Below are 23,117 nucleotides of genomic sequence, written 5' to 3' on the forward strand. Positions count from 1 at the left end.
CCACGTCCTGTGTGTGGGTGAACGGCAGGGGGCCGGTGCGAACGGCGCCGCCCGAACGTTTGCCGTTTTCGTATTGGTAAATTTCGGCGTGCTGCGTGTAGTCGACGATACGTACCCAGGCAGGGTTAGGCTCGTTTTCGGGCGCGGTAAAGTAGTTGGTATGGGGCAAAAACTGGCAGCCTGCGAACAACGGCAATACAAGCAGGCAGAGCAGAGGGCGTATCGACATGAAGCCTTTCCTTTTGCGGAGTCAGGGTGACAGACCGCAAAAGAGGAGGCGCATTGCGTAAAGGCTGAAAATTTTGTGGCTGAATCGTCGCGACGATATCGGTTTCAACCGGTCGCGACAGGCAGAAATCGGCCAAAAGCGGTCAGGAGTGTCTACGAAGTCTGGGGCGATTCAATGATCTCATCGACGAATGGCAAATTGCTATTACTGTCGAATTTATTAAGATATGGCTCTTTGCCATATTTGATAAGGAAGTCGCTGCATGTTCAACGGTGATCTGAAAAAACACGCACTGGAGCAACTCGACAAGGCTCGCAATCGGTACCAACTAGTAGCCGCCGATGTCGAAAAGGGCTGTACAGAGCTGCACGGTGTACGTCACTACGCCAGCACTGACTTGATGGCCACGGTTGAGTCATTCGTCAGTCAACTAGCCAACTCACCGAAAGAATTCGATAAATCCTACGGCACCTTCAAGGCGGAAACCCAGTCGTTCTGCGGCCTTGTGAAAAAGCTCAACTTTGAAGCGGCTAATGTCGAGTTCACCGCCGGCTCTTCGGCCGTCGCTGGCGTGGCTGCCGGAGTAGGTACCGCCGCTTTCGCACCAACTGCAGCAATGGCTGTTGCGACTACCTTCGGGACTGCGTCCACTGGCGCGGCAATTTCAGGGCTTTCCGGTGCGGCGGCTACAAACGCTGCACTCGCTTGGCTGGGCGGTGGCGCATTGGCGGCAGGCGGTGGAGGTATGACTGGCGGTTCGGCCCTGCTGGCCTTGGCCGGGCCTATTGGTTGGGGTATCGGTGGTGCTGCCATCATTGGCGGCGGGCTGTACGCCCGTAGCAAAAACAAGAAGCTGGCCGAGGAAGCACAAGCCCATCGCTCAGAGATTGAAGCCTCTACCCATACATTGGGCGTCGCCAAGGACTGGGTAACCCGGATGGTCGGCTCCACTCGACAACACGTCCAAGGCATGAGCGAGCTCCTGGGGGTGCTGATCCGCACTGCACCAAGGGACTACCAGCAGTTCAATGGGGGGCAAAAGGAAATGCTCGCCGCCCTCATCAACCACATGAACTCGCTGGCAAAACTGCTGAACAAGGCTCCTGAATAATGGCCGGAGATAAAGGCGGTACCGTCCACGACCAGATCAGCGCAGTACTGGTTGACCGTATCAACAGCATCCGCATTGATACGACCAACCAATTCCTCAACGCCCAGGACAGCGCATTTCGGCATGCAATCGCGCAGATTGACAAGGTCAGAGTCTTTATTGGTTCGCCGGAAAAGATCCTGGGCAATCCTTCCACCAAGCACGGTGAAATTGCCGAACAGGTAGAAGTAGGCATTCGCAACGCCCGCTCCTTACTTGAGCAGAAAGGCTTCGTGGCTACCTTCGAAGGCGTTGGTCGTACCGCCCCCGAAGACTACTTAGTGGACGGCATCGCCGTTCAATCGAAGTTCATCAACGGCGCCAGCAAGGGCCTTGATCATGTGTTGGAGCACATGGACAAGTACAAGAACTTCGGGCGTGACGGTTCGTACTACCAAATCCCCAAGGACCAGTACGAAACCATCACTCGCGTGATGAACGGTGACAACGGCCCGCTAAATGAAAAGTCCGTCAGGGCCATCATGGCCAAGGTCAAGGAAATTGAGCAAGCGTCCGGGCAGCCGTTTCAGAACGTGGTCAATCCCAGCATTCAAAATTACGCCGACCCTCAGCAGGGCAAAGTCGTCGAAACCCTGAACAACGAAGAAGCCCAATTAGCCGAACGCAGCAACCAGCGCAAGGAGCAGATCCTCACCGACAACGGACCATCGTTGGCCGGTGCCGCCCAGGCCGCCGCGATCGCCGGCGCTGTAGGTGGGGCGGTAGGCCTCACAACTTCGTTGTATGCCAAGTATAAGGACGGTAAAAACGTCTTCAAGGGCGACTTCACCGCCGATGACTGGGCAGACGTCGGCATCGACACAAGCGAAGCCGCAATCGGGGGCGTAATCGCAGGTGGATCAATCTACCTGATGACCAACTACGCCGACATGGCGGCCCCATTCGCTGGCGCGGTCGTCAGCGCGGCCAAAGGCGTGGGTACCCTGGTCGCGGACTATAACGCCGGCAAAATCGACTTCGATCAATTCGTCAGTCTGGGCACCGTTGTCTGCGCAGAGTCCGCCATCGTCGGCATCGCCACCGCCGCAGGCCAGGTACTCATCCCCATTCCCGTCATCGGTGCAGTGGTTGGCTCCGTTGCGGGGAAAATGCTCGCTGAGTTCCTCAAGGGCCAGTCTGCACATATCCAGGCAGAGATGGATGCGCGTATGAAAGAATACCTCGGAAAGCTTGATCACCAATGCCAAGTGGTACTGGAAGAGATAATGGGGGAGTTTGATCGTCTGGGCGACCTCATGACGGCTGCGTTCGATGTTGAGCGCAATGCGAAGCTGATGCAGAGCAGCGTGGCTTTGGCGCAGTCGTTGGGTGTTTCTCCGGCGGTGCTGATCACCGGCCATGATGATCTTGATGCGTTTATGATGGCTTGAATGGTTGGGGCGCGTGCGTCGCGACCCAACTATTTGGTCAAGTCGATGGGCTACGCTCTGTACGGAATTCATAGAAATTGCACCGCCCCCATTCCAATCCTGGGACTTTGCACAGTTCTTAGCTATCAAAGGAAAGAAAACCTGCGATCGCAAAGCCTTATGAAATCTCAAATGCGGCTTGGAATCTGGTCGTGGATTTCCTAGTAGAGACGTGTCGTATAGGCCGGTTGAATCCACAGGCGTTATCTGCCTTTCGCGAGGGGCATAAAACGGCCAGCATCGGACACTCAAAGATGTCTACGAAACTAGGGGCGATTGACCTTCCGAAAACTCTTACGAAATGCCACATTGCCATGACAAAAAATATTTTCTATGAACACGCTTTAGATCTTATGGAGAACACAGTTAATGGGTTCTCACTGCGCGTCCCTGCACCAAGACGTGCCCAGTTTAGGCATTCATTTGTTTATCGGCATGTGGAGAAGACGGTACATCAAGCGCTGGTGCAGAAGCTGGCTCGGATGGTGAGCACTCTCCGTGCCGCATGGCTGCTCTTGGATGCAGGATTTGTTCAAGAGCAGGCTGCGCTACAACGAATTCTTGATGAAATCATCGAAGATATTTCGTTTCTTTCCTTCTCGGTAGTATTGGGAAATTCAGAACCGTCACATAAGAATTACCTTGAGTGGTTCTTTCAGGAGGAATTTGATCCCAATAACGCTGTCGTTACGTCCAAACCACGGGCATCGGTTCCGAGGAAAAAGATTCAGGCTTACTTGGATCGATGCGTAAGCGGTCCCAAAGGCTCAAGCAAAGGCCTGGACGCATCCAGAACTGTGAGCAAGGCATATTCTGGTTTCGTCCATGCCGCGTCACCGCAAATCATGGATATGTATGGTGGGGTTCCACCGAGGTTCCATATGCGCGGGATGCTGGGAACCGAGAGGCAAGCGGAGCACAGTGCAGACCTTTGGAACTACTTCTATCGGAGCATTATTGCTTGCTGCTTATCAGCAAAGGCCTTCGGTGATGAAGGACTATTTGTCTCAATTCGAAAATTCGAAGCTGAATTTCTGCGTGAAACCGGTAGCGATTACCAGTCCAATGAGTGGCTACAGATATAATCACCTTAATCTGATCAGTCGTCGTCCGCTTCTGGCCCAGAGTGTGTAAAAACGCTTCACCAAAATTTAAGTGTCCGCGTCTACGTCAAATCTGAAATTTATCGGTACGTCAGCAGATGTGGATTTTGCGTAGAAGCGCGATTTTCGGTTCGGTTTTGAGTACCTGTCGCGCTCAAAAACGTTTTTCCACAGCCTCGGCCGAGAGCCGACTTTACTTGCAGGCTACTGACCAAAGCTGATCGAGCTTTGTCGTGTAACTTCGACTCATGAGCTCGCGACGCATCCCCCAAGCTGGAGTAGATGGGATACTACCTGATCGTAAAGTCCCCCTACCCCATCGTTCGTTAATCTGGTCCAGCACCGTCATCGCCCGAGTTGCCTTAGTCGGCTGCGACACTGCAAATAGGTCGTCGGTATACTCACCTGGCTGACACAGGTTGAGCAACATCACCTCTGCCTTGCTGTACTTGAAGCCGGGTCTAAATATCCGATCAAGCGCCCCCACTGCTGCCTGCGTTAGCAGCCGGACGTCATCAGTGGGATACGGCATATCCACCACCACCCCATTGGCATACTTCGCCTCCTCCGGGTTGAACATGCCAGTGCGGATGCACACACGTACCTTCTTACACAGCGAGTTTTGAGCACGGAGTTTCTCAGAGGCACGCATCATGTAGGTAGCCACCGCCTCTTTGATGGGCGCTAACTCCGTCAACCTCATGCCGAACATACGGCTGCAGCATATCTCCTGCTTTGGCGGATCCGGCTCGTCCAGCTCAAGGCAAGGCGTGCCACCCAGCTCCCTGGCCGTTTTCTCGATCACTACGCTGAACTTCTTACGGAGCGTCCACGGGTCGGCCTTTGCCAGGTCCATCGCCGACTTGATACCAATGGCATCAAGGTGGAGCTTCATCTTGCGGCCGACACCCCACACTTCCGCCACGTCTGTATTGCGTAGCACCCAGTCACGCTTAGCCGAATCGGTGATGTTGACCACCCCACCGGTTTGGGACTGCAGGCGCTTCGCGGTGTGGTTTGCCAGCTTCGCCAAAGTCTTTGTGTGAGCGATGCCAACACCGACAGGGATACCGGTGCAGCGAAGCACCTGGGCACGAATCTGCCGGCCTAACGCATCCAACCCACCGATACCAGTCAGGTCGGCGAACGCCTCGTCGATGCTGTACACCTCAACCGCCGGCACCATCGCCTCGATCAGGCTCATGACTCGCTCGCTCATATCGCCGTACAGCGCATAGTTAGAGGAGAACGGCACAATGCCGTGCTGCTTGAGCTTGTGCTTAATCTGGAAATACGGCTCGCCCATCTTGATGAACGGTTTGGCGTCGTAGCTACGGGCAATCACACAACCATCGTTGTTACTCAGCACCACGATGGGCACCTTTGCCAGATCGGGTCGGAACACCCGCTCGCAACTGGCATAGAAGCTGTTGCAGTCGATCAGTGCGAAGGTTGGCTGCTCCTTAGACATGGCTGCGCACCGTGCTGGTGATCACGCCCCAGATCGACAGCTCGTCGCCTTCGAGAACGTAGCGAGCCGGGAATTTTGGATTCTCAGAAAGCAGCACTACCTCCCGGCCGCGCTTACATAGGCGCTTGCACACGGGCTCATTGTTCAGCAGCGCCACCACCACATGCCCGTGGACCGGTTCAATGGCACGATCTACCACGGCGAGGTCACCATCGAAGATCCCGACGCCTTGCATGCTTTCACCGGTGATAGCTACCAGGTACACGTGCGGCGCACGGATGTTCAAAACTTCATCCAGCGAGATGTGCTGTTCGATGTGATCCGCTGCCGGCGATGGAAAACCGGCAGGCACCTGGAAGGAGCACAGGGGCAGCTTCGCGCCGACTTCAGCGATGGGACCTAAGATTGAGAAGCTCATGAATCGACACTCAAAGCTGTACATACATACAGTTAACGTCATGCGCGAATTGCAGTCAATTTGGGTTCAGATAAATCTGATCGGTGGGCGCGCGTACGTGCAGATTCGAGCGCTAGGGGTAGACGGCAGTTCACTTCTAAGATCTAAAAGGATGAATTGCACACTAATCCAGTGCGTTCAGGTGCCCCCCCTATGACAAGACCGAAAACAGCAACTCTCTACCTGCAAGGGTTATCTTCAACGCGACTCTGGAGTCGACAAAAATCTTAAAATACCGAATAATCACCTTTAGTTAAAAATTAGATCCAGTTACACAGACTAAAAATTTAGAGCCCACTTCAATGTCAGATATAAAATATGTAACAGAAGACTATTCAAAAACATACCTATCACTGATGAAGAGCGCGCTAGAAAACTCACTCGATTTCAACTTTGACAACAAGCCACGAATTTCAATCACTGAAAAAATAGACCAAGAATTACTAGAGTTCATCGCAGTAAAAATTGAACAAAATTTAATCCCGCACTTGCTAAGAATACATCCTACCTATTGGGGAAATAGCTGCCAACTTTTGTCCTCGCATATATTCGCATACCTAGCATCTAAAGGCATAGATGCCGAAATTGTATATGGCGAAGTAGAAATAAACGGAACGTTAGAATTCGACACTACACTGCAAGGACTAAAGCGTGAATTTCACTCTGACCCTCCCCTTGCGGGTGGTCAAGCCCTCCACGCATGGGTATCGCTCGGAGGAGACATAATTATCGATGCCGCAATCCCGGACAGAATGATAAAGCTTTACCAGCTCCCAAGCGAACGACTACCTTTATTCCTTATTGGGCGCGCCTCAGAACTTTCTCGTACATTTAGAACCAGATATCAACCTTTATTAGTAGGGACTGACTTCCTTGCAAGAACAAATCCACCAGACCCACTTAAACTAATTGACTATTACTCCGAGTAACAATCCTTGCATCTTCTAAAGCTTAGCATTCGCTATACTTGAGATCTCCGATAGTGATAATAGTGCTGCCCCATCAAATGCTAAAAAGCCCGCCTAAATCATCGGGTTCCCAACTCATGATCACCAGCTCACCGCTTACATCTGCTTTACCCTGCCGCTGATTGGCAGTGGTGTAGCGAATGTCCAGCGTCTCAAAGTGAAAGCCATCGAACACCCGCCGAATGTCCGGATGATCGTTGATGCTGACCATCACCTTCCCCTTACAACGCCGCATGAATTCGGCCATACGCTCATAGTTTTCAAAAGAAAAATCGACGCCATAGCCTGCCGTCTGCCAGTAAGGCGGGTCCATGTAGTGAAAGGTATGCGCCCGGTCGTAGCGCTCGGCGCAGTCCAACCAGGGCAGGTTCTCAACGTAGGTGCCCGACAACCGTTGCCACGCTGCAGACAGGTTCTCCTCGATCCGCAGCAGGTTGATGGCCGGGCCAGTGGTCGCGGTACCAAACGTCTGCCCCGTCACCTTGCCGGCAAAGGCATGGTGCTGCAGATAAAAGAATCGGGCGGCGCGTTGGATGTCGGTAAGGGTTTCAGGGCGAGTCATCTTCTGCCACTCGAAAACCTGGCGGGAGCTGAGCGCCCATTTGAACTGGCGCACGAATTCTTCCAGGTGGTTCTGCACGACGCGGTACAGCGTCACCAGGTCGCCGTTGATATCGTTGAGGACTTCAACCGGCGCGGCCTGGGGGCGCATGAAGTAGAGCGCGGCGCCGCCGGCAAAGACTTCGACGTAGCATTCGTGGGGTGGGAAGAGAGGGATAAGGCGGCATCGATGCGCAGCTCGAAGTCGTCCGACTCCATGCCAGGTTTGTCAGTGGTTTTCAGCAGTAACAGGCGGTCATTGATCAGCGCAGTAATGTCCTTACCGTCTGCAACGACGCGAAAGCGAGGGGTCATGGTTCACCCAGTTACCCCGCCAACGCGGGGGAATGTTGGCGGCCGTTACGCGTAACGGAAAAAAGGACAGCCAGGCCTGGCTAATCCCACAGCATCACAAGCTCTTCGGTCGGTGCCGGCATGTCCGGCAGGACAATCACCACACCAGGTCGGTACGGCTGAACCTCATCGGCAAGCCCCTGATTGGCATCGAGTACGGCCTCGACTGTGCCGCTCAGGTGACCGTAGTAGTTGTTGCAGATGGTATCCAGAAGATCCCCATCAGACGTTCTGCATGTCGTCGCCATAGCGCACAAACTCCAGGGTAAAACCTTGCTTACGCGGAATGCCGCCTGCCAGCAGCGCGCTTTGTTCTTCATCCACGCTGGTCATGCACCAGGTGCCCAGCACGTCGCCGTAACCGGTGGTCAGTGTAAGGGGCTGCAACTTGCCGCCCAGGGTTCTCAGGGTGTCCAGTTGCTTGATGCCGCCCCTGAAGCCCGGGAAGATGGCGCCCTTCAACGTCAGCTTTTCGTCACCCATACCGATAGCCTGTTGCGCCGGTCGACGCGTCAGCCGCTCCTGAGATGCCGACAAACTCCTTGTTCGACGGGGACGCCCAGAAGCCGTATTCGTTATCGGTCCACGCAAACAGGCCTGCCACCCAGGCCGATGCCGGCGCGTCCACGGTTTCGCTGAGAACGGTGTCCCAGGTCTGAACACCCGGATCGACCAGAAACACGCGCTTGCTGCCGAAGTTTTCAGCGTACGCAATGGCCGCCTCGTCGGTGGTATTCGGGCCGTCGACGATGGCCAAGCCGCGCAACTTGCCGGCGAGCGCGTCCATCGACGTAGCCACGGCCTGGGTCGCGCTATGACCCGGCGCAATCAACAAACGGGGCTGGGCATTAAACCGGCTCTTACCGTCCAACAGCGCCTGCATGCCGGTACGCTGGCCGTCTGCCAGTTCGCCACCGATGATGGCCGAGGTCTGCAATGCTGGGGTGGCCAGCTTCTCGACACCGCACGCCACGATCACCGCCTTGGCGCGCATGTAGATCGCCTTGATGGATTTGGTGATTGCCGCGTCTTCGCCCCAGGCCGCCACCGCTTCGCTTTCGCGAGTAATCAGCAGCACCTGATTAGGCTTGGCCGTCGCCTTTGGCCCCGGGGTGAAGGTGTCGCACAGACCGATGATCGAGGACGAGGGCAGCGAGATAATCCGCGCGCCGGTGTCCACATTGGTGACGGTCACACCGTGAAAGAAACTCATAGGGCAATCTCCAGAAACGAAAAAGCCCCGCATAAGCGAGGCTGTAGGTTGTAAGTGTTACGCGTAACGAGAAGCGAAAAAGAAAACGCCCCGTCAGTACGGGGCGTTATTCGGCTTGGTCTGCGATCCAGGGCGGTGCTACTGGCCGACGCTCGCTCTCAGGGAAATACGGCGATTGCGGCCAGTCGCGTAGTGCCTGCATGTAGATAAGCAGCTCAGCGAATTGAACCTGAGAGAGTGTTGTATCGCCGCCGATTTCCTGCTGATCGCGGTGCCGCTCGCGCAACCACATAACCGCCGCCAGCTCACCGTTACGCCAAGAGCGCTCAGAGCCGGCGATGTCTTCCAGGCTCGGCGCTGGCAAATCAACCCATACCGGACGCCCTCCTTCCGAGCCCAGCGATTTACCGGGCGGGGGTACCTTCCAATATGTATTTACTTCTTCTTCTGACGCCTCCACAGCGTCTGCCGGCCAAGTTTCAGCACTGTAAGTACCGTCGGTTTTCCAGTCTTTCAGAATAAACGTATTTTTCGACGCGGAGAAAAACAGCTCTTTTATTTTTCTCACATCACCACCCTATCGCAAAGTATGAAAATTGTGCGGCCCCAGCCGCACTGCCGCGACTCTGAAACTGGGTCTTACTTATTGGCTCTGCCGCCATAGCAGTCGCGCCGTTACTCACGCTTGAGTCGGAAATGAATACATGCAATGCGCCGTTTGGAAACTCGACAGGGAAGTTGTGCGTAGTGATTGAGGTGCCGTTAACGGCAAACGTCCCAAACTGCACAATAAAGCCCCCCGGCAAATCGGGTAAGCGGAGAATATCGTTTGCCTGAAACGTTCGTTTCGGAAACCACGCCGTTAGCATTGCCAAAACGCCAGCTGGATTAGCTGCAGCGTTTTTTAGCAGCCCTGCAATATGCTCAGTCAGAGTAGCGAAGCGGGCCGTACCCTGCTTAGTTTCAGTCGCCTGCGCGGCCAACAATTCCAGCGCCGCAATATCAATGTTTCCCTGATTGATTGGCGCATTCCATGCCTTTATGCAGTACATAACCGCTAAGTTTCGAGAGCGAGTTTCCGATGAGACTCTAGGAGTACCGTTAACACCATCATCAAGATAACCGGTTACACGCTGCTCGTATCGAGGCGTGTAGTTGTTTGCGGAGTTTTCAACAACTCGCCCATTGGGTGGCTCCGCCGGGGTGCCAGGCGCGCGCTGGGGGCGCTGAGATGAGCCGTTATCCGCAGTCCACCAACCAGAGTTGCGATCATGCCCCTGGAACGTGTCAAGCTGGTAGCTGCCTATCGCCCGCCCGGCATCAACTCCGCGCCCATTGTCCCAGCCCCGCAGGAACTCACCGCGCGAATCAGGCAGACGGAAGTTTCCAGCGCCCTCATCGCCCTTGTTGAACGCCCCGCCCAGGAAGGTGGCAAGGTCTGGATAAGCGCTCACGCTCTTGACGCTACCGTCCAGCACCAGAAAGCCCGGCGCTACCTTGTTCACCGGAAAACCAATCATCGAGCCCACCGGCAACGCCGAGGCCTGGGCGATCATCGCCGTGATTTGGTCCTTGGTGTAAGTGTCAGTAATGCCGTATCCCGCCAGAGTGGTGGGGTTAGATCCAGACACGAAAATGCCCCGGTCATTAACCACGACCTTGGTATAAGTGCCAGCCGGCTTATTCTTCGGCAGAAGGCCGTTAACCGCCTCGTCGACATACTGACGCGTCGCCAACACCACCGAAGGATCGATTTTCAATTGGATGTTCGAAGTGCCGTTGGTGATGATGTGCATCCGCACCACCTGATTGCGCCCCGAGCCCTGGGCCAGCACCGGTTTGTAACTCGGCGGCGCGTTGGCCACCGCAGAAAAAATACCGTCCTTGTCTTCCAGAGCCAGCTCACGCACCCACCAGCCGCCTACGTCAGGCGGCAACACCACCTCGGCAATCAGCACATTGGCGTCAGTCGGAGACACCCGCAGCTGATTGATCTGCGCGCGATAAACCTGATTGACCAGCTTGGTCTGTGAAGGGCTGGGCACGGGATCGGCGCCGTTCGCGTCGCCGATCAACATGTAACGCGGCTCCCAGGGAATACCGAGGGCATCGCAGTTGGTCTTCTTGGCCGCACCCAACGTGGTGATCATGCCGCCAAAAATAGAATTCTTATCAACCATGTGAGTACACATCCAGTTCGTCGAGGGTGTATTCGTTTACGCCCATATGGCCTTGATCCACGTAACGGCGTATCTTGCTGCCGTACTCCGGACGCTGCCGGCGACTGCCAAGCGGAGTGCTCAAAATGTCAGCGATGCTCTGTCGCAAATGCGCAATGCCTGAAATGGGCTGGCCGGTGTGGCGGTCCATTCCGATCATCTAAATCACTCCTGCAACAGTTCGAATTCCTCATGGGCCTTGAGGTATTCCAGCGCCTCGGTATCCGTAGCCGGTACCGACACCTGCGCCTTGAACACCGCCAGAGGGCGGCCGCTATCAGGCAGGATCAGGGTGCGGGAGGTGTAGAGCTTGTCGCGGAACGTTGAGCCATGCTCGATACCGTCGACGGGTTTATCAGAAGTCTTGGCCATGGTTTCCCCCGGGCACAAAAAAACCCGCACGCGGCGGGCCTGTTAAATTGAATGGCTAGTGTTTGTGGTTCGCGCTGTTACCGCCGGCGTCGAGGATCTTGCCGTCGCTGGTGATGTCTTTCACCGCATGCAAGGCGCCTTGGACGGATACGTCTTTAGTGACGGATAACAGGCGCTCGCCGCCCAGTCGTAGGCAGGGTTTATGCCCGACTAAAACTCGCTGGTGTCAGACCTTCTGCGGTCAATGCCGTGACTGAAACCTGGTCGCTCGACCTAGCGAACGTGAGCTAACTGATGCGCCAGAAAAGCATAGCCAATCGCGACCTTCCGCCTCGAATGATACGGCGCACCCGCAAGCGCAAAAGCGGCGCCATCTGGTCGTCGTACTACTACAACGGCAGGGACGCCGACGGAAATCGAAAAGAAATACCGCTGGGCAATGATCTAGACGCGGCGAAGGTCGAGTGGGCTCGGCTGGAACGCCGCGAACCACCTAAGCCCAATCATTTATTGAGTGCGCTGTTCGATAGGTACGAAAAAAAGATCATCCCGACCAAATCCATACGGACACAGTCCGACAACCGCAAGGAACTGAAACAGCTGCGGAAGGCATTTGAAAACGCGCCTCTCGACTCAGTCACCCCCCAAGTGGTTGCGCAGTATCGAGATGCCAGAACCGCTAAGGTTAGGGCCAACCGAGAGATCGCACTGCTATCACACATGTTCACACTCGCACGCGAGTGGGGACTGACTAACAATGCTAACCCTTGCTTCGGCGTGCGCCGGAACAAGGAAAAACCGCGGGACTACTACGCCGGCGAAACCGTGTGGAATGCAGTGTATGCAGAAGCCGTGCAGGAACTAAAAGATGCCATGGACCTTGCCTACCTGACCGGCCAGCGCCCTGCCGATGTGCTGAAGGTGGCAACTACCGATCTGGCCAACGGCTTTGTAGGGGTTCGCCAGGGCAAGGGCGGCAAACTTCTGCGTATTCGCCTGGACGATGCCGGCGAACAATCAGCGCTTAGTCTATTCCTAGACAACCTGCTCGAGCGCAGATCGCTAAACGGGATAAAGACCTCAACGCTTATTACGAACGCGTCCGGCCTTCGGATGAGCCAGCAGATGCTACGCAACCGCTGGGATGAAGCCCGGGAGAAAGCAGCCATCAAGGCCGGTGCCGACGGCGATCCCGCCCTGGCTGTACTAATTCGCCAGTTTCAGTTCAAAGACATCCGGCCCAAAGCCGCCAGCGAGATAGAACTTGCGCATGCAAGTCGGCTGCTCGGCCACTCCACTGAGGAAATGACAAAGAAGGTCTATCGGCGTGTCGGTGAGATCGTTAACCCCACGAAGTAACAGGCCAACCTCCACTCACCCGGCGCTGTTCTCCCCCCCTCATTGCGATCAAAAACACGTAGGGTTGCGGAACACATCCCAATAGTTGCGGAACACTTCTCAAATCACAGGCAATAAAAAACCCCGTAGATCATTGATCTACGGGGTTTTAAGAGTGGAGGCCGAGGTCGGAATCGAACCGGCGTAGGCGGATTTGCAATCCGCTGCATAACCATTTTGCTACTCGGCCTCAAACGATCAATGCCTTGACTGCTGACATTCACCGCGTAAAAACTTGACTGGGCTGTAGAACCCTGCCTCTACTCTAACTCATTGAATACATTGAAGTTTTTAATGCTTCGTTGCGTTCGATGGGCGCCATTATGTACTTATTTGCTTTTACCTGCAACCCCTTGATTTCAAAAATATTTCGCATTGGGATCAAGGGGTTGCGTGCTCGCCCTACTCCTTGATGCGTTGCTGCTGATACTGCGGGTCGGCTTCGATCTGGGATTGGGTGAACGGCAGCGGGCGCAGTTTTTTCTCGGAAAATGCCTGGGTCTGGTCCTTGGCGTATTTCGACGCGGGGTTGCTGGACAGGGAGAATGCCAGCACGCCCAGGGCCTGGGGGCCTTTGTCATCGAAGGTGACGATTTGCAGGTAGCTGCTGCCGCTGACCACTTCGCGCTTGCCGTCGGCGCGCGGCACGGTTTGCATGGCGTTGTAGATGCCGAGTGCCTGCGGGCCGCCGTGGATCGGGGTTTGGCCGCTGACCTGGATATCCGCCCATCGGCTGTCTGCACCCAGGCCCAGTTTGGCGACGCTGGCAGTCGAGGCCAGCATGGCCTCACGCAAGGCCTTCGCCACCGGCTCGCGGTCGATGGCCAGGCCGCGCGGGGTGGTCAGCGGCTGCGCAGGGTCGAAGGCGACGCGCCAGGCATCGGGAATCTGCTGCAGGTGTTCGACCAGGTTGATGAAGTGCACCAGGCCCAGGCCGCTGTCGAGGTTGGCGTGCTGATCCCAGGTTTTCAGGCTGGTGCACAGCGGTTGCAGCGCGATGGCGTCGCCCCCCAGGCGCTTGGCGCAAAACTCAAGCAGGTCCGGCATGACTTGCCCCGCGAGGTACACCTCATTGTCCATGACCATATTTTGCAGGTCGGCGACGCTGATCGGCTGTTTCTCCAGGGATTGCAGGCGCTGTACGGCAAAGCGTGCGCGCGGGCCGAGGCCGATGTGGTCCTCGCTGATCACCGGCGAGAAGCCAGTCAACGGCGCCTTGGGATTGGCCATCCAGGCCGAGTCGTTGGCGTGTTGCACGTAGTCGGTGCGCTCCAGTTGCGGCAATTGGTCGGCGGCAAAGATGCCAGCCTGCGCCGCACGCGGGTCGACGTCCCAGGCGCAGGCGCTGTGGGCGCCATCGAGCATGATCATTTGCAGGCCCGCGCGCGGGTCGCTGCATTGCGCCAGTTTGGCCGCGCTGACGTTGGGCACCACCGACAGGTTCATGTACAGGCTCTGGCCCTGGTCATCGGCGGCCAGGGTGTTGACCCACGGAATGCCTTGCAGGGTGTGCACCGAAGTTTGCAGTTCCTTGAGGCTGTTGGCGCGATTCATCGCGTACCACTGCTGCAACACGCGGTCGTTGCCCAGGTTGGCGTCGCGCAGGCTGAACGCGTATTGGCTGTCCCAATCCAGCTTGCCGGGCCACTGCACCACCGGGCCAAATTGCGAGCTATAGACCGCATGCTCCACCGCTTGAGTGGTGCCGTCAGCTTGTTTGACCTGGACGGTCACCGAGGTTTTGTCCATGGCAATGGATTTGCCGTCGAGCATATAGCGCGTGGAATCCTTGGGGTCCAGGGTCAGGCGGTACAGCGTGAAGTGCTTGGAGGTGTCCACCGTGTGGGTCCACGCCACATGCTGGTTGAACCCGATATTGATCACCGGCAGGCCCGGCAGCGCCGCGCCCATCACATCCAGCTGACCGGGGATGGTCAGGTGCATCTCATAAAACCGCATGCCGCCCACCCACGGGAAATGTGGATTGGCCAGCAACATGCCGCGACCATTGAATGAGCGATCACGCCCCACGGCCACCGCGTTACTGCCACGGTCCAGGCTGAAGCGCTGTTGCTGCACGGCGGCCAGCGCAAAGGCGTTGGCGCTGGGCTGCAGGCCGGCGGTGGCCTGGGGTGGCTTGGCGCCTACCAGGGCTTCGGCGAATTGGCCGACGCCGCCTTCCACCAGCAGCCTACGGGTCAACTTGACCAGGTCTTGCGCCACCAGCGGCCTTACCCAGGCAGCCTGGCACTGGGCCGGTGCGCCCTGCTCTTTCAGATAACGGTTATAGCCGGCCACATAGCCTTCTATACGCTGCTGGATCTGCGGGCTTTGTGCCTTCCAGAATGCGGCCACAGCCTGCGGTGTATTCAGCCAGGTGAAGAACACGTCGCTGGCCAGGTTGTTGCGTTCTTCGAGGGTCGACTGGTCGGGGCCGAAAAACTTTGCACGCTCGCCATTCACCGTGACCACTTCATTGGCCAGCAGGCAGAGGTTGTCCTGTGCGTAGGCGTAGCCAATGCCAAACCCCAGGCCACGCTCATCGGCGGCGCGAATATGCGGCACGCCGAAACTGGTCCGCCGGATATCCGCCGACGCCTGCGCTACCTGCTCCCGCGCCGATGCGGCCAGGCTCAACCCCAGCAACAGCCCCGCCACGCATACCCTGGACAACCCGTTGGAAATAATCACGCAGACTCCACAGTCAAATTGAACACCTTTGCAGGGGGTAGCTATTGCTTCGAGCTACCCCACCGTAAAGACGCACAATGCCGGGAATGATTTAGCCGCCGGGCGCATCTATTTGTGACGTCGACGTTGTGACAAAACCGATACTGACGAAATTTCTACATCGAAAACTTCATGATTTTGCTCGCTCGTACGTCTTACTAATTAAGAGCGCTCATTTTTCCTGATCAGGCTCTGATAAGGAGTTTTTTGCATGTACAACCCGCAAGTGCCCACGGATGGACATTCACCGACCGCCGATGCCGGTTTCGGCAGCGGCGCGCAAGCGTTCGGCAAGGCGCCCGAACAACAAGGCAACCAACGTATTCGTCATCTGCTCAAGTGTTTTGGCTTGCGTACCAGCCTGATACGGCTGAAAGTCATCGACGCCCTGCTCACCGCTGCCGGCAACCAGCGCACGCTGGGTGTGCGCGGCGTGCACAGCCACTTGCTGGAGCTGGGCATACCGCTGTCGTTCTTGAGTGTGCGCGAGGTGCTCAAGCGCCTGTGCAGCGAGGGCGTCATCACCCTCAATGCCGACAAAAGCTACAGCCTCCATGAAGAGGCTGCGAAGGTACTCGAAGGTCGGGCTTAAAGCTTGACCTTGCGACGCATGATGCCGTTGATCACCACCACGACCACTGCGACGGCAATGGCGATGGTCTGGAACGTCTTCTCACTGATAGCCCCGATGTTCTGCAGGTAGGACAGCCCAAACATCGTCGCCAGTACAGCCAGGGCGATCAGAATCGAGTATTTCAAACGTTGCTTTTGGGTCATGACGGGTTCCTGAACTTGAAAAATGTAGCCACTGCTGCGTGGTCGACAGGCGCACATATTACAGGCGATGGCGCACTTTGGCAGGTCAATCAGCCGGCATGCACCCGGCGCTGATGAAACCAGCGTGCAAACGGCAAACTGACGGCTTGCCGATGCAACCCTGACACGCAATATTTGGTATGAACCCCCACGCATCTGGCTGGAACTCCTTCGCATCAGTCCACCACGTACGAGAAGTCTTGGCATGCAGTCAGACACTCGACGTTCAACACGAAGGAAGCCTCGATGCTAGCGCCCCTAACTCCGTCAGCAGTTTCCACTTACTCCGTTCCGTCCAGCGAGCCGGATAAGCCCGCCCCGTCTCCCTATTCCCCACCCAGTGGCCTGGAACCGGGCGTATTGAGCACCCGCACGCACCTGCTATCAGAAAACAATGACGTGAAGTTCAGTCGCGAAATTGTGTGGGACACAACGAACCCCAAAAAAGAACCGACGATCAAATCAAACCGGCTGGTGGTTGAAACCTTTAACAAGGCCGACACCGTCCATGTGCGCAATTGGCCGGGCGACAAGCTGCAGATCACGGTCAATGGCCGGTCGAGCCTGTTCGACGCCAAAGGGCAAAACAATACGCAACAAGGCCTCCTGATCAAGACCAATGGCGGCAATGACAAGGTAATCGTTGAAGACTCTGTAAAGAATCGCTTGGACATTGAAGGCGGTGACGGGGACGACTATCTCCAGGCGGGTGGAGGCAGGTCCAGGGTTTATGGGCAAGGTGGTAACGACTTCATACAGTTAGGCAGCGGCCTGGGTTATGCCGAGGGCAATGACGGGGACGACACGATCAAAAATGGCAAGGGCAATGCCGTGATATATGGCAACAATGGCAATGATCGTCTCTACGCACGCCCTGGTGCGGCGAGCAAACAGACCTATATGGACGGTGGCAACGGCAACGATGTGCTCTTTGCCGGGAGCGGGCATACCGTTTTACACGGCGGTAATGGTGATGACCAATTGGTGGGGGCCGATCGCACAACCTTCTACACCGGGAAAGGCAACGACCGTATCTGGAATAATCAGCCTCAAGATCGCATTTACGCGGGTGCTAACGACCACTTCCAGCGTAACCAGGGCTCGACGTTTACCGAGGTTAAACCGAGCGCTGTTGGTAAAGAGGCTTATAAAGTGCTATTTCCTGCGCAATCCACTTCGCAGCAAGATACGGATTTTGACCAACGCGTAAATGACGACATCGAATTTCTGCGCAGTTCACCGGTGGGCCAGCAGGCCCTTAGAGAAATGGATAAGCTCGCAGCGTTGAATAATGCCCCGATCCACATCAGACCAGCCCAGTCCAGCGGCTCATCCTACGAGTTTGGCAGTAGAGAGCTCAATAACATGACGGATGAAGAGTTCGCCAACACCAAGGGTTCGAACTTTGGCGAAATCACTCAAGGCGTGCCCGGCTCCCGAGCTGATCTCGCCTCGATCTATTATGACAAAGCCTCTGTTCTGGAAAACGCTGAACGCACAAATACCGCAGTTCCCGTCACCGCCCTTTTTCATGAGATGTCTCATGCCTACAACGGCGCCACGGGTACGTTCGTGGCAGGTAGATCTACCGAGCATCCAAAACCGGGCGAATCGCACGAGATCGAAAATCAGGAATATCAAGCCATCGGTATACCCAATGGTGGCCAGGCTTTTGACTTCGACAATGACCCCTCGACGCCGCCGACCAACACTAATCCTAAACCATTCAACGAGAATGCCTTGAGCGAAGAAATGGGTAAACCGTTAAGGCAATTCTATAAATTCAGCAAGAGCGATCAAGGCGACGGTAACTGATACATCGGGCCAGCCTACGCCTGAGCCTCACCTCAAGCGCTGTAACCCCGTCCCCGGCTGCGCGCACAGCTCCACCAGCCAATCCACAAATACCCGTACCCGCTGCGACAGCTGGCGATGCGGCGGGTACAGCGCCGTCAGGGCCATTGTCGGCACGGCCAGCTGGGGCAGCACTTCCACCAGGGTGCCCTGGGCGAGTCGCGCCATGGCGTGATAGTACGGCGCCTGGATCAGCCCGTACCCCGCCTCGCAGGCACAGAAGTAGCCGTCGGCACTGTTCACCGCCACTACCTTTTGCAGGTTGATCGCACGCAGTTGGTTGCCCAGTTCAAATTCGAGGCCAAAGCGTTTACCGCTGGCACTGGAAACGTATTCGACCATCTGGTGCCGGGCCAAATCGTCCAGGCTTTGCGGTATGCCCATCCGCTCCAGATACCCGGGGCTGGCCAGGGTGACTTGGTCCATCATCGCCAGAGGCCGTGCCACCAGCGAGTCGTCCAGCGCCAGCCCGCCACGCAGCACGCAATCCACCCCCTCACGAATCAGGTCTACCGGGCGGTCATTAAGGCCGATTTCCAACTCGATCTGCGGGTAACGGGCCGTGAACGTTGGCAACGCCGGGATCACCAGAAAGCGCCCGATACCCGCAGGCATATCAACACTCAGCGTGCCGCGTGGGTTCTGGCGTTGAGTGGAAAACACCGCCTCGGTTTCTTCCAGATCCGTGAGCAGCTGCACGCAGCGTTGGTAGTACGCGGCGCCATCCAGGGTGGGGCTGACCTGGCGTGTGGTGCGTTGTAACAACTGCACACCGAGGTGGGCTTCCAGTTGCTTGATCAACACCGTCACCGAAGCGCGCGGCAATTGCAGGCTGTCGGCCGCCTTGGCAAACCCGCCCAATTCGACAATCCGGGTAAACACGCGCATGGCGTTGAAACGGTCCACGGGACGGCTCCTCAGAGGATTATTTAGAAATTACGAATAGTGATAGTGCTTTTAGCCGGTTTATCCCGCTTTTGTCGAGGATGACAATGGGCGCCTCATCAACAGGAGTTAACCCCATGCACATTCGTCAACTGGGCAACAACGGCCCGCAGGTTTCCGCCATCGGCCTCGGCTGCATGGGCATGAGCGATTTCTACGCGCCAGGCACCGACACCACGCAAGCCGTCGCCACCCTGCACCGCGCTCTGGAGTTGGGCGTTAACTTCCTCGATACCGCCGACATGTACGGGCCCCACACCAATGAGCAACTGATTGGCAAAGCCATCGCCGGCAAGCGTGACCAGGTGTTCCTGGCGAGCAAATTTGGCATCGTGCGCGATCCGGCCAACCCGGCACTGCGTGGGGTCAATGGCCGCCCCGAGTACATTCGCGCGGCCATCGATGGCACGCTGCAGCGTTTGGGCATAGAAACCCTGGACCTGTACTACCAGCACCGTATCGACCCCAACGTGGCCATCGAAGAAACGGTCGGCGCCATGGCGGAGTTGGTCAAGCAAGGCAAAGTGCGTTACCTGGGCCTCAGCGAAGCCAGCGCCGCCACCCTGGAGCGGGCGCACAAGGTTCATCCGATCAGCGCCCTGCAAAGCGAATACTCGCTGTGGAGCCGCGATCAGGAGGGCAACGGTTGCCTTGCGGCCTGCCAGCGGCTGGGCATCGCGTTTGTACCCTACAGCCCATTGGGTCGCGGCTTCCTGACCGGCGCGCTGAAAAGCCCCGAGGATTTCGGCGCCAATGACTACCGCCGCTTCAGCCCGCGCTTCCAGGGCGAAAACTTCGCGAAAAACCTGCAACTGGTCGAGCAGGTCAAAAGCCTGGCCGCCGACAAAGGCGTGACCGCCGGGCAACTGGCGCTGGCCTGGGTATTGGCCCAAGGCGACTACATCATCCCCATCCCCGGGACCAAGCAGCGCAAGTACCTGGAAGAAAACGTGGCGGCCGTATCGATCAACCTCAGCCCCATTGAACGCACGGCGCTGGAGGCGATCTTCCCCGCCGATGCAACGGTGGGCCTGCGCTACCCCCCGGAGGTCATGGCGATGCTGGATATCTGAGGTTGCGGCGCCGCTCAGCGGCGCCTGCACTTTCTTGCACGAACGTACCTAAAGCTCCTGCGCCCCAAGCCGATAGCCCTACGAAGCTCTAACAAAGCCGCGTCAATAATAAACGCTTCGTAAGGACGACCTCATGCCCCCACTGCGCTCCATCCAAGCCCGCTATACCCTGTTCCTGGTGCTGTTCGTCCTGGTGTTATTCGTGTTGACCGTCGTCGGTATCGGCCAGTTGGTCGCGCCCACGTTGCGCCACACCGAAGAACAGGTGGTGCTCAACCGCATTGCCGAAGTGGCCGAACAGATCAAGGGTGAACTAAACAAGGTTCAAGCCCAGCAACGCAGCATCACCCAGACTATCCCGCTGCTCGACAGCGACGCCATCGACAAGGTCCTGCCCGGCCTGGTGGACCAGTATGGCGAGCTGAAAGTCTTCGGCGGCGGCATCTGGCCACTGCCGAACCAGCGCACCCCAGGTCGCAACAAACACAGCACCTTCTGGCACCGCGATGCGTCGGGCAAGCTGGCGGTCAACACCTTCTGGAACAGCGACCCGGCCCCCAACTACTACGACCAGAGCTGGTACAAGGGCGGCCTCGCCTCGCCGCGCGGCCAATGTGCCTGGGCCGCCGCCTACAAGGACGATGCCAGCCAGGAGCCGCGCACCAACTGCGCCATGGCGATCCAGCGTGACGGCGCGGCGTACGGCGTTGCGACCATCGACGTGACGCTGGGCTTTTTCAACGAGCTGGTAGCCAGTAAAGAAAAAGACATCGGCGGGCAGATGCTGATCGTCGAGGCCGACGGCAAAATCATCAGCAACAGCACACGCCTCAGCAGCCCGGTGGTGCTGAAAAACATCAGCGAGCTGGCCGGCACTTCGGCATTTGCCGCCCAGGTCAGCAAAGCCCTCGCCCACCGCGACCAGGCCTTGCAACGCAGCGAGTTTGATAACCAGGGCGTGGCCAGCACCTTTTATATGCGCCCAATCGAAGGCACGCCGTGGTTCCTCGCCACTGCCCTGCCCACCTCGTTGATCACCGCACAGCGTGATGATGTGCTCGGCAGCCTGGCCCTGCTGCAGATCCCCATGGTGGTGCTGCTGGTGCTGCTGGCGTTCTATGCGATTCGCCAGCTGGTGCAGCGCATGAAAGCGCTGAAGAGCAATATCGATGCGCTCTCCGCCGGCGACGCCGACCTCACGCGGCGCATCACCATCCGCGCGGAAGACGAACTGGGCGCCATCGGCCATTCGGTCAACCGCTTTATCGTCTACCTGCAAAACATGATCGGCGAAGTGACCCAGGCCACCGGCGCCATGTCCTCGGGCCTTGAGCAGTTGCAGAAAACCTCGGCGCACACCAACCAGATTTTGGTGCGCCACGCCTCGGAAACCGACCAGACCGTCACCGCCATCACCGAGATGAGCTCCACCGCCGACACCGTTGCGCAAAACGCGGCGGAAACCGCATCCTTCACCCAGCGCGCCAACGAACACGCCGACCGCTCCCGCGTGGTCGTGGGCGAAGCGTCCAGCAGCGTCAGCGCCTTGATCGGCGAAGTCGCCAGCGCCACCCACACCGTGGAAAACATGCGCCAGGACGCCGCCCGCATCACCGAAACCCTCGGCGTGATCGGCGCAATTGCCGGCCAGACCAACCTGTTGGCACTCAACGCCGCGATTGAAGCCGCGCGTGCCGGCGAGCAGGGTCGTGGGTTTGCGGTGGTGGCCGACGAAGTACGCGCCCTGGCGGCGCGCACCCAGGCCAGCACCTCGCAGATCAATGAAATGCTCGCGCGCCTCACCACCGGCGTGAGTTCGTCGGTGGCGGCCATGGAGAATACCCAGGCCAGTTGCCAGTCGGCGGCGGATGCCACGGCGCGGGTCAACACCGGCCTGGACGAAATGGCCGGTTCGGTCAGCCATATCAACAACCTCAGCACCCAGATCGCCACGGCCGCCGAACAGCAAAGCGCGGTAACCGAAGAGATCAACCGCAGCATGGTGCAGATCCGACATATGGTCGACGAGCTGGTGCAAAGCGGTCACGCCACTGAAACCAATACCCAAAGCCTGCTGGATGCCAATGGCCGGGTGATTGCATTGATGGGGCGCTTCAAGGTGCGCTGATAAATTACTGAGACACTCCCGTGCAATGCGCGGGAGTGGGACTATTCTGAAAGTTCCAAGTGTAAAGCCCCGCCACACAGGAGGTCTGCCATGCGCGCTGTCGAGCAGTCGGTCCGCTTGGAGCGGATCAGTCAGGAACGCTTTATCCAGGCCCCCATCGATGCCGTTTACGACTATGTGACCCAGCCGGATCGCTGGTACGAATGGCACCCCACCTCTCTCAGTGCCGACACCGGCACCACCGGCCCGCTCCCCGCCGGTGCGCGTTTTACCGAAATGATCGACCTGCTCGGCGTGCGCGTGCCCATGAGCTACCGCGTACAGATTGCCCGGCGACCCGCAGAATTCAAGACCGTGTTCACCTCCCTGGCAGTGGATGGCTCCATTCACTACTTCCTGCAACCGTTTCGCGACGGCACGCTGTTCAAGCGCGTGTTGACCTATGAAACCGAATTGCAGCTGACCACCTTGCATGAGCGCATGAGCGAACTGTCGACCATTGCCCTTGACCAGCTCAAGCACCGGTTGGAAAACCCGCCCTTCGTATAATTTGGAAACATTACCGCCGCGCCCCATGGAAAAAAGCAGGGAGAATGCCCGGCTTATC

General features: G+C 57.3%; 18 protein-coding genes, 1 tRNA gene and 9 pseudogenes. 12 read left to right on the top strand and 16 right to left on the bottom strand.

Annotation, left to right across the window (positions count from 1 at the left end; genetic code table 11):
* A pseudogene (locus GIW02_RS15620) lies at positions 1 to 229 on the bottom strand (hypothetical protein); the annotation flags it as partial.
* Between the two features lie 262 nt (positions 230 to 491).
* Between GIW02_RS15620 and GIW02_RS15625 the strand changes: the two are divergent.
* From GIW02_RS15625 to GIW02_RS15635, 3 genes are all read left to right on the top strand, one after another.
* Positions 492 to 1,340 (top strand): hypothetical protein, encoded by an 849-nt coding sequence (locus GIW02_RS15625; RefSeq protein ID WP_236418884.1) that lies wholly within the window; start codon positions 492 to 494, stop codon positions 1,338 to 1,340.
* Positions 1,340 to 2,770 carry a hypothetical protein gene (locus tag GIW02_RS15630; protein WP_236418880.1) on the top strand — a complete coding sequence of 477 codons (1,431 nt, stop codon included), beginning with the start codon at positions 1,340 to 1,342 and terminating at the stop codon, positions 2,768 to 2,770. The genes GIW02_RS15625 and GIW02_RS15630 overlap by 1 nt, the downstream gene beginning before the upstream one ends.
* Before the next feature lie 191 nt (positions 2,771 to 2,961).
* Positions 2,962 to 3,894, top strand: coding sequence for a hypothetical protein (locus GIW02_RS15635; RefSeq protein ID WP_236418878.1), 933 nt, complete (start codon positions 2,962 to 2,964; stop codon positions 3,892 to 3,894).
* Between the two features lie 211 nt (positions 3,895 to 4,105).
* Here GIW02_RS15635 and umuC read toward each other — a convergent pair whose 3' ends face one another.
* Positions 4,106 to 5,383 carry a translesion error-prone DNA polymerase V subunit UmuC gene (umuC, locus tag GIW02_RS15640; RefSeq protein ID WP_236418875.1) on the bottom strand — a complete coding sequence of 426 codons (1,278 nt, stop codon included), beginning with the start codon at positions 5,381 to 5,383 and terminating at the stop codon, positions 4,106 to 4,108.
* Positions 5,376 to 5,801, bottom strand: a complete 426-nt coding sequence (locus GIW02_RS15645; RefSeq protein WP_236418874.1) for a S24 family peptidase — start codon at positions 5,799 to 5,801, stop codon at positions 5,376 to 5,378. Before GIW02_RS15645 ends, umuC begins: the two co-directional genes overlap by 8 nt.
* Positions 5,802 to 6,142: 341 nt before the next feature.
* Between GIW02_RS15645 and GIW02_RS15650 the strand changes: the two genes are divergently transcribed.
* Positions 6,143 to 6,769, top strand: a complete 627-nt coding sequence (locus GIW02_RS15650; RefSeq protein WP_236418873.1) for a hypothetical protein — start codon at positions 6,143 to 6,145, stop codon at positions 6,767 to 6,769.
* A 73-nt stretch (positions 6,770 to 6,842) separates the two neighbouring features.
* Here GIW02_RS15650 and GIW02_RS15655 read toward each other — a convergent pair.
* The 9 genes and pseudogenes from GIW02_RS15655 to GIW02_RS15695 all read right to left on the bottom strand — a co-directional run.
* Positions 6,843 to 7,631, bottom strand: a pseudogene (locus tag GIW02_RS15655) (DNA adenine methylase); the annotation flags it as partial.
* Positions 7,595 to 7,723, bottom strand: a pseudogene (locus tag GIW02_RS15660) (phage late control D family protein); the annotation flags it as partial. The pseudogenes GIW02_RS15660 and GIW02_RS15655, both read right to left, overlap by 37 nt.
* An 80-nt stretch (positions 7,724 to 7,803) precedes the next feature.
* Positions 7,804 to 8,010: a tail protein X gene (locus GIW02_RS15665; RefSeq protein WP_236418872.1), complete on the bottom strand. Its 207-nt coding sequence runs from the start codon at positions 8,008 to 8,010 to the stop codon at positions 7,804 to 7,806.
* Positions 7,985 to 8,299: pseudogene (locus GIW02_RS15670) on the bottom strand (phage tail protein); the annotation flags it as partial. The pseudogene GIW02_RS15670 and the gene GIW02_RS15665, both read right to left, overlap by 26 nt.
* Positions 8,277 to 8,975: pseudogene (locus tag GIW02_RS15675) on the bottom strand (phage tail sheath subtilisin-like domain-containing protein); the annotation flags it as partial. The pseudogenes GIW02_RS15670 and GIW02_RS15675, both read right to left, overlap by 23 nt.
* A gap of 106 nt (positions 8,976 to 9,081) precedes the next feature.
* Complete coding sequence (locus GIW02_RS15680; RefSeq protein WP_236418991.1) at positions 9,082 to 9,543, bottom strand: phage tail assembly chaperone; 462 nt, start codon at positions 9,541 to 9,543, stop codon at positions 9,082 to 9,084.
* 1 nt (position 9,544) lies between these two features.
* The gene (locus GIW02_RS15685) at positions 9,545 to 11,155 is read right to left on the bottom strand and encodes a phage tail protein (protein WP_236418988.1); all 1,611 of its coding nucleotides are present in this window, start codon (positions 11,153 to 11,155) and stop codon (positions 9,545 to 9,547) included.
* Positions 11,156 to 11,210: 55 nt separating this feature from the next.
* A pseudogene (locus GIW02_RS15690) lies at positions 11,211 to 11,354 on the bottom strand (GPW/gp25 family protein); the annotation flags it as partial.
* 5 nt (positions 11,355 to 11,359) lie between these two features.
* Positions 11,360 to 11,566 carry a hypothetical protein gene (locus GIW02_RS15695; RefSeq protein WP_236418986.1) on the bottom strand — a complete coding sequence of 69 codons (207 nt, stop codon included), beginning with the start codon at positions 11,564 to 11,566 and terminating at the stop codon, positions 11,360 to 11,362.
* A gap of 165 nt (positions 11,567 to 11,731) precedes the next feature.
* Between GIW02_RS15695 and GIW02_RS27340 the strand changes: the two are divergent.
* Both GIW02_RS27340 and GIW02_RS15705 read left to right on the top strand, forming a co-directional pair.
* Positions 11,732 to 11,857: pseudogene (locus GIW02_RS27340) on the top strand (DUF4224 domain-containing protein); the annotation flags it as partial.
* A 3-nt stretch (positions 11,858 to 11,860) separates the two neighbouring features.
* Entirely contained in the window at positions 11,861 to 12,925 is a 1,065-nt protein-coding gene (locus GIW02_RS15705; protein WP_236418983.1) for a phage integrase, read from the top strand.
* 155 nt (positions 12,926 to 13,080) lie between these two features.
* Here the strand turns inward: GIW02_RS15705 and GIW02_RS15710 are convergent.
* Both GIW02_RS15710 and pvdQ read right to left on the bottom strand, forming a co-directional pair.
* Positions 13,081 to 13,154 (bottom strand) — tRNA-Cys (locus GIW02_RS15710).
* A gap of 212 nt (positions 13,155 to 13,366) precedes the next feature.
* Complete coding sequence (gene pvdQ, locus GIW02_RS15715) at positions 13,367 to 15,655, bottom strand: bifunctional acylase PvdQ (RefSeq protein WP_236418980.1); 2,289 nt, start codon at positions 15,653 to 15,655, stop codon at positions 13,367 to 13,369.
* 250 nt (positions 15,656 to 15,905) lie between these two features.
* On the opposite strand from pvdQ, the gene GIW02_RS15720 reads away from it, so the two are divergent.
* On the top strand, positions 15,906 to 16,286 hold the full coding sequence (locus GIW02_RS15720; RefSeq protein ID WP_236418978.1) for a fe2+ zn2+ uptake regulation protein: 381 nt from the start codon (positions 15,906 to 15,908) through the stop codon (positions 16,284 to 16,286).
* On the opposite strand, the gene GIW02_RS15725 is transcribed toward GIW02_RS15720, so the two are convergent.
* Positions 16,283 to 16,471: a hypothetical protein gene (locus tag GIW02_RS15725; protein WP_016978057.1), complete on the bottom strand. Its 189-nt coding sequence runs from the start codon at positions 16,469 to 16,471 to the stop codon at positions 16,283 to 16,285. The two genes, GIW02_RS15720 and GIW02_RS15725, sit on opposite strands and share 4 nt — an antisense overlap.
* Positions 16,472 to 16,870: 399 nt before the next feature.
* On the opposite strand from GIW02_RS15725, the gene GIW02_RS15730 reads away from it, so the two are divergent.
* Entirely contained in the window at positions 16,871 to 18,325 is a 1,455-nt protein-coding gene (locus GIW02_RS15730) for a M91 family zinc metallopeptidase (protein ID WP_236419643.1), read from the top strand.
* 27 nt (positions 18,326 to 18,352) lie between these two features.
* On the opposite strand, the gene GIW02_RS15735 is transcribed toward GIW02_RS15730, so the two are convergent.
* Positions 18,353 to 19,270 (bottom strand): LysR family transcriptional regulator, encoded by a 918-nt coding sequence (locus tag GIW02_RS15735; RefSeq protein WP_236419645.1) that lies wholly within the window; start codon positions 19,268 to 19,270, stop codon positions 18,353 to 18,355.
* Between the two features lie 116 nt (positions 19,271 to 19,386).
* On the opposite strand from GIW02_RS15735, the gene GIW02_RS15740 reads away from it, so the two are divergent.
* The 4 genes and pseudogenes from GIW02_RS15740 (at position 19,387) to GIW02_RS15750 (ending at position 23,059) form a co-directional block, all read left to right on the top strand.
* Positions 19,387 to 20,382: an aldo/keto reductase gene (locus GIW02_RS15740; RefSeq protein ID WP_236419647.1), complete on the top strand. Its 996-nt coding sequence runs from the start codon at positions 19,387 to 19,389 to the stop codon at positions 20,380 to 20,382.
* A gap of 133 nt (positions 20,383 to 20,515) precedes the next feature.
* A pseudogene (locus GIW02_RS27345) lies at positions 20,516 to 21,649 on the top strand (cache domain-containing protein); the annotation flags it as partial.
* A 342-nt stretch (positions 21,650 to 21,991) separates the two neighbouring features.
* A pseudogene (locus tag GIW02_RS27350) lies at positions 21,992 to 22,510 on the top strand (methyl-accepting chemotaxis protein); the annotation flags it as partial.
* 90 nt (positions 22,511 to 22,600) lie between these two features.
* Complete coding sequence (locus GIW02_RS15750) at positions 22,601 to 23,059, top strand: SRPBCC family protein (protein WP_236419265.1); 459 nt, start codon at positions 22,601 to 22,603, stop codon at positions 23,057 to 23,059.
* The last annotated feature ends 58 nt before the right edge of the window (positions 23,060 to 23,117 follow it).

It is taken from the genome of Pseudomonas syringae (genome assembly GCF_021606685.1).
In the GTDB taxonomy this organism is placed as follows: Bacteria; Pseudomonadota; Gammaproteobacteria; order Pseudomonadales; family Pseudomonadaceae; genus Aquipseudomonas; species Aquipseudomonas syringae_R.

Excerpts from the sequence above, each read along its gene's own strand:
- GIW02_RS15625 (WP_236418884.1), top strand. The coding sequence starts at position 492 with ATGTTCAACGGTGATCTGAAAAAACACGCACTGGAGCAACTCGACAAG.
- GIW02_RS15630 (WP_236418880.1), top strand. The coding sequence starts at position 1,340 with ATGGCCGGAGATAAAGGCGGTACCGTCCACGACCAGATCAGCGCAGTA.
- umuC (WP_236418875.1), bottom strand. The coding sequence starts at position 5,383 with ATGTCTAAGGAGCAGCCAACCTTCGCACTGATCGACTGCAACAGCTTC.
- GIW02_RS15645 (WP_236418874.1), bottom strand. The coding sequence starts at position 5,801 with ATGAGCTTCTCAATCTTAGGTCCCATCGCTGAAGTCGGCGCGAAGCTG.
- GIW02_RS15650 (WP_236418873.1), top strand. The coding sequence starts at position 6,143 with ATGTCAGATATAAAATATGTAACAGAAGACTATTCAAAAACATACCTA.
- GIW02_RS15665 (WP_236418872.1), bottom strand. The coding sequence starts at position 8,010 with ATGGCGACGACATGCAGAACGTCTGATGGGGATCTTCTGGATACCATC.
- GIW02_RS15685 (WP_236418988.1), bottom strand. The coding sequence starts at position 11,155 with ATGGTTGATAAGAATTCTATTTTTGGCGGCATGATCACCACGTTGGGT.
- GIW02_RS15695 (WP_236418986.1), bottom strand. The coding sequence starts at position 11,566 with ATGGCCAAGACTTCTGATAAACCCGTCGACGGTATCGAGCATGGCTCA.
- GIW02_RS15705 (WP_236418983.1), top strand. The coding sequence starts at position 11,861 with ATGCGCCAGAAAAGCATAGCCAATCGCGACCTTCCGCCTCGAATGATA.
- GIW02_RS15720 (WP_236418978.1), top strand. The coding sequence starts at position 15,906 with ATGTACAACCCGCAAGTGCCCACGGATGGACATTCACCGACCGCCGAT.
- GIW02_RS15725 (WP_016978057.1), bottom strand. The coding sequence starts at position 16,471 with ATGACCCAAAAGCAACGTTTGAAATACTCGATTCTGATCGCCCTGGCT.
- GIW02_RS15740 (WP_236419647.1), top strand. The coding sequence starts at position 19,387 with ATGCACATTCGTCAACTGGGCAACAACGGCCCGCAGGTTTCCGCCATC.
- GIW02_RS15750 (WP_236419265.1), top strand. The coding sequence starts at position 22,601 with ATGCGCGCTGTCGAGCAGTCGGTCCGCTTGGAGCGGATCAGTCAGGAA.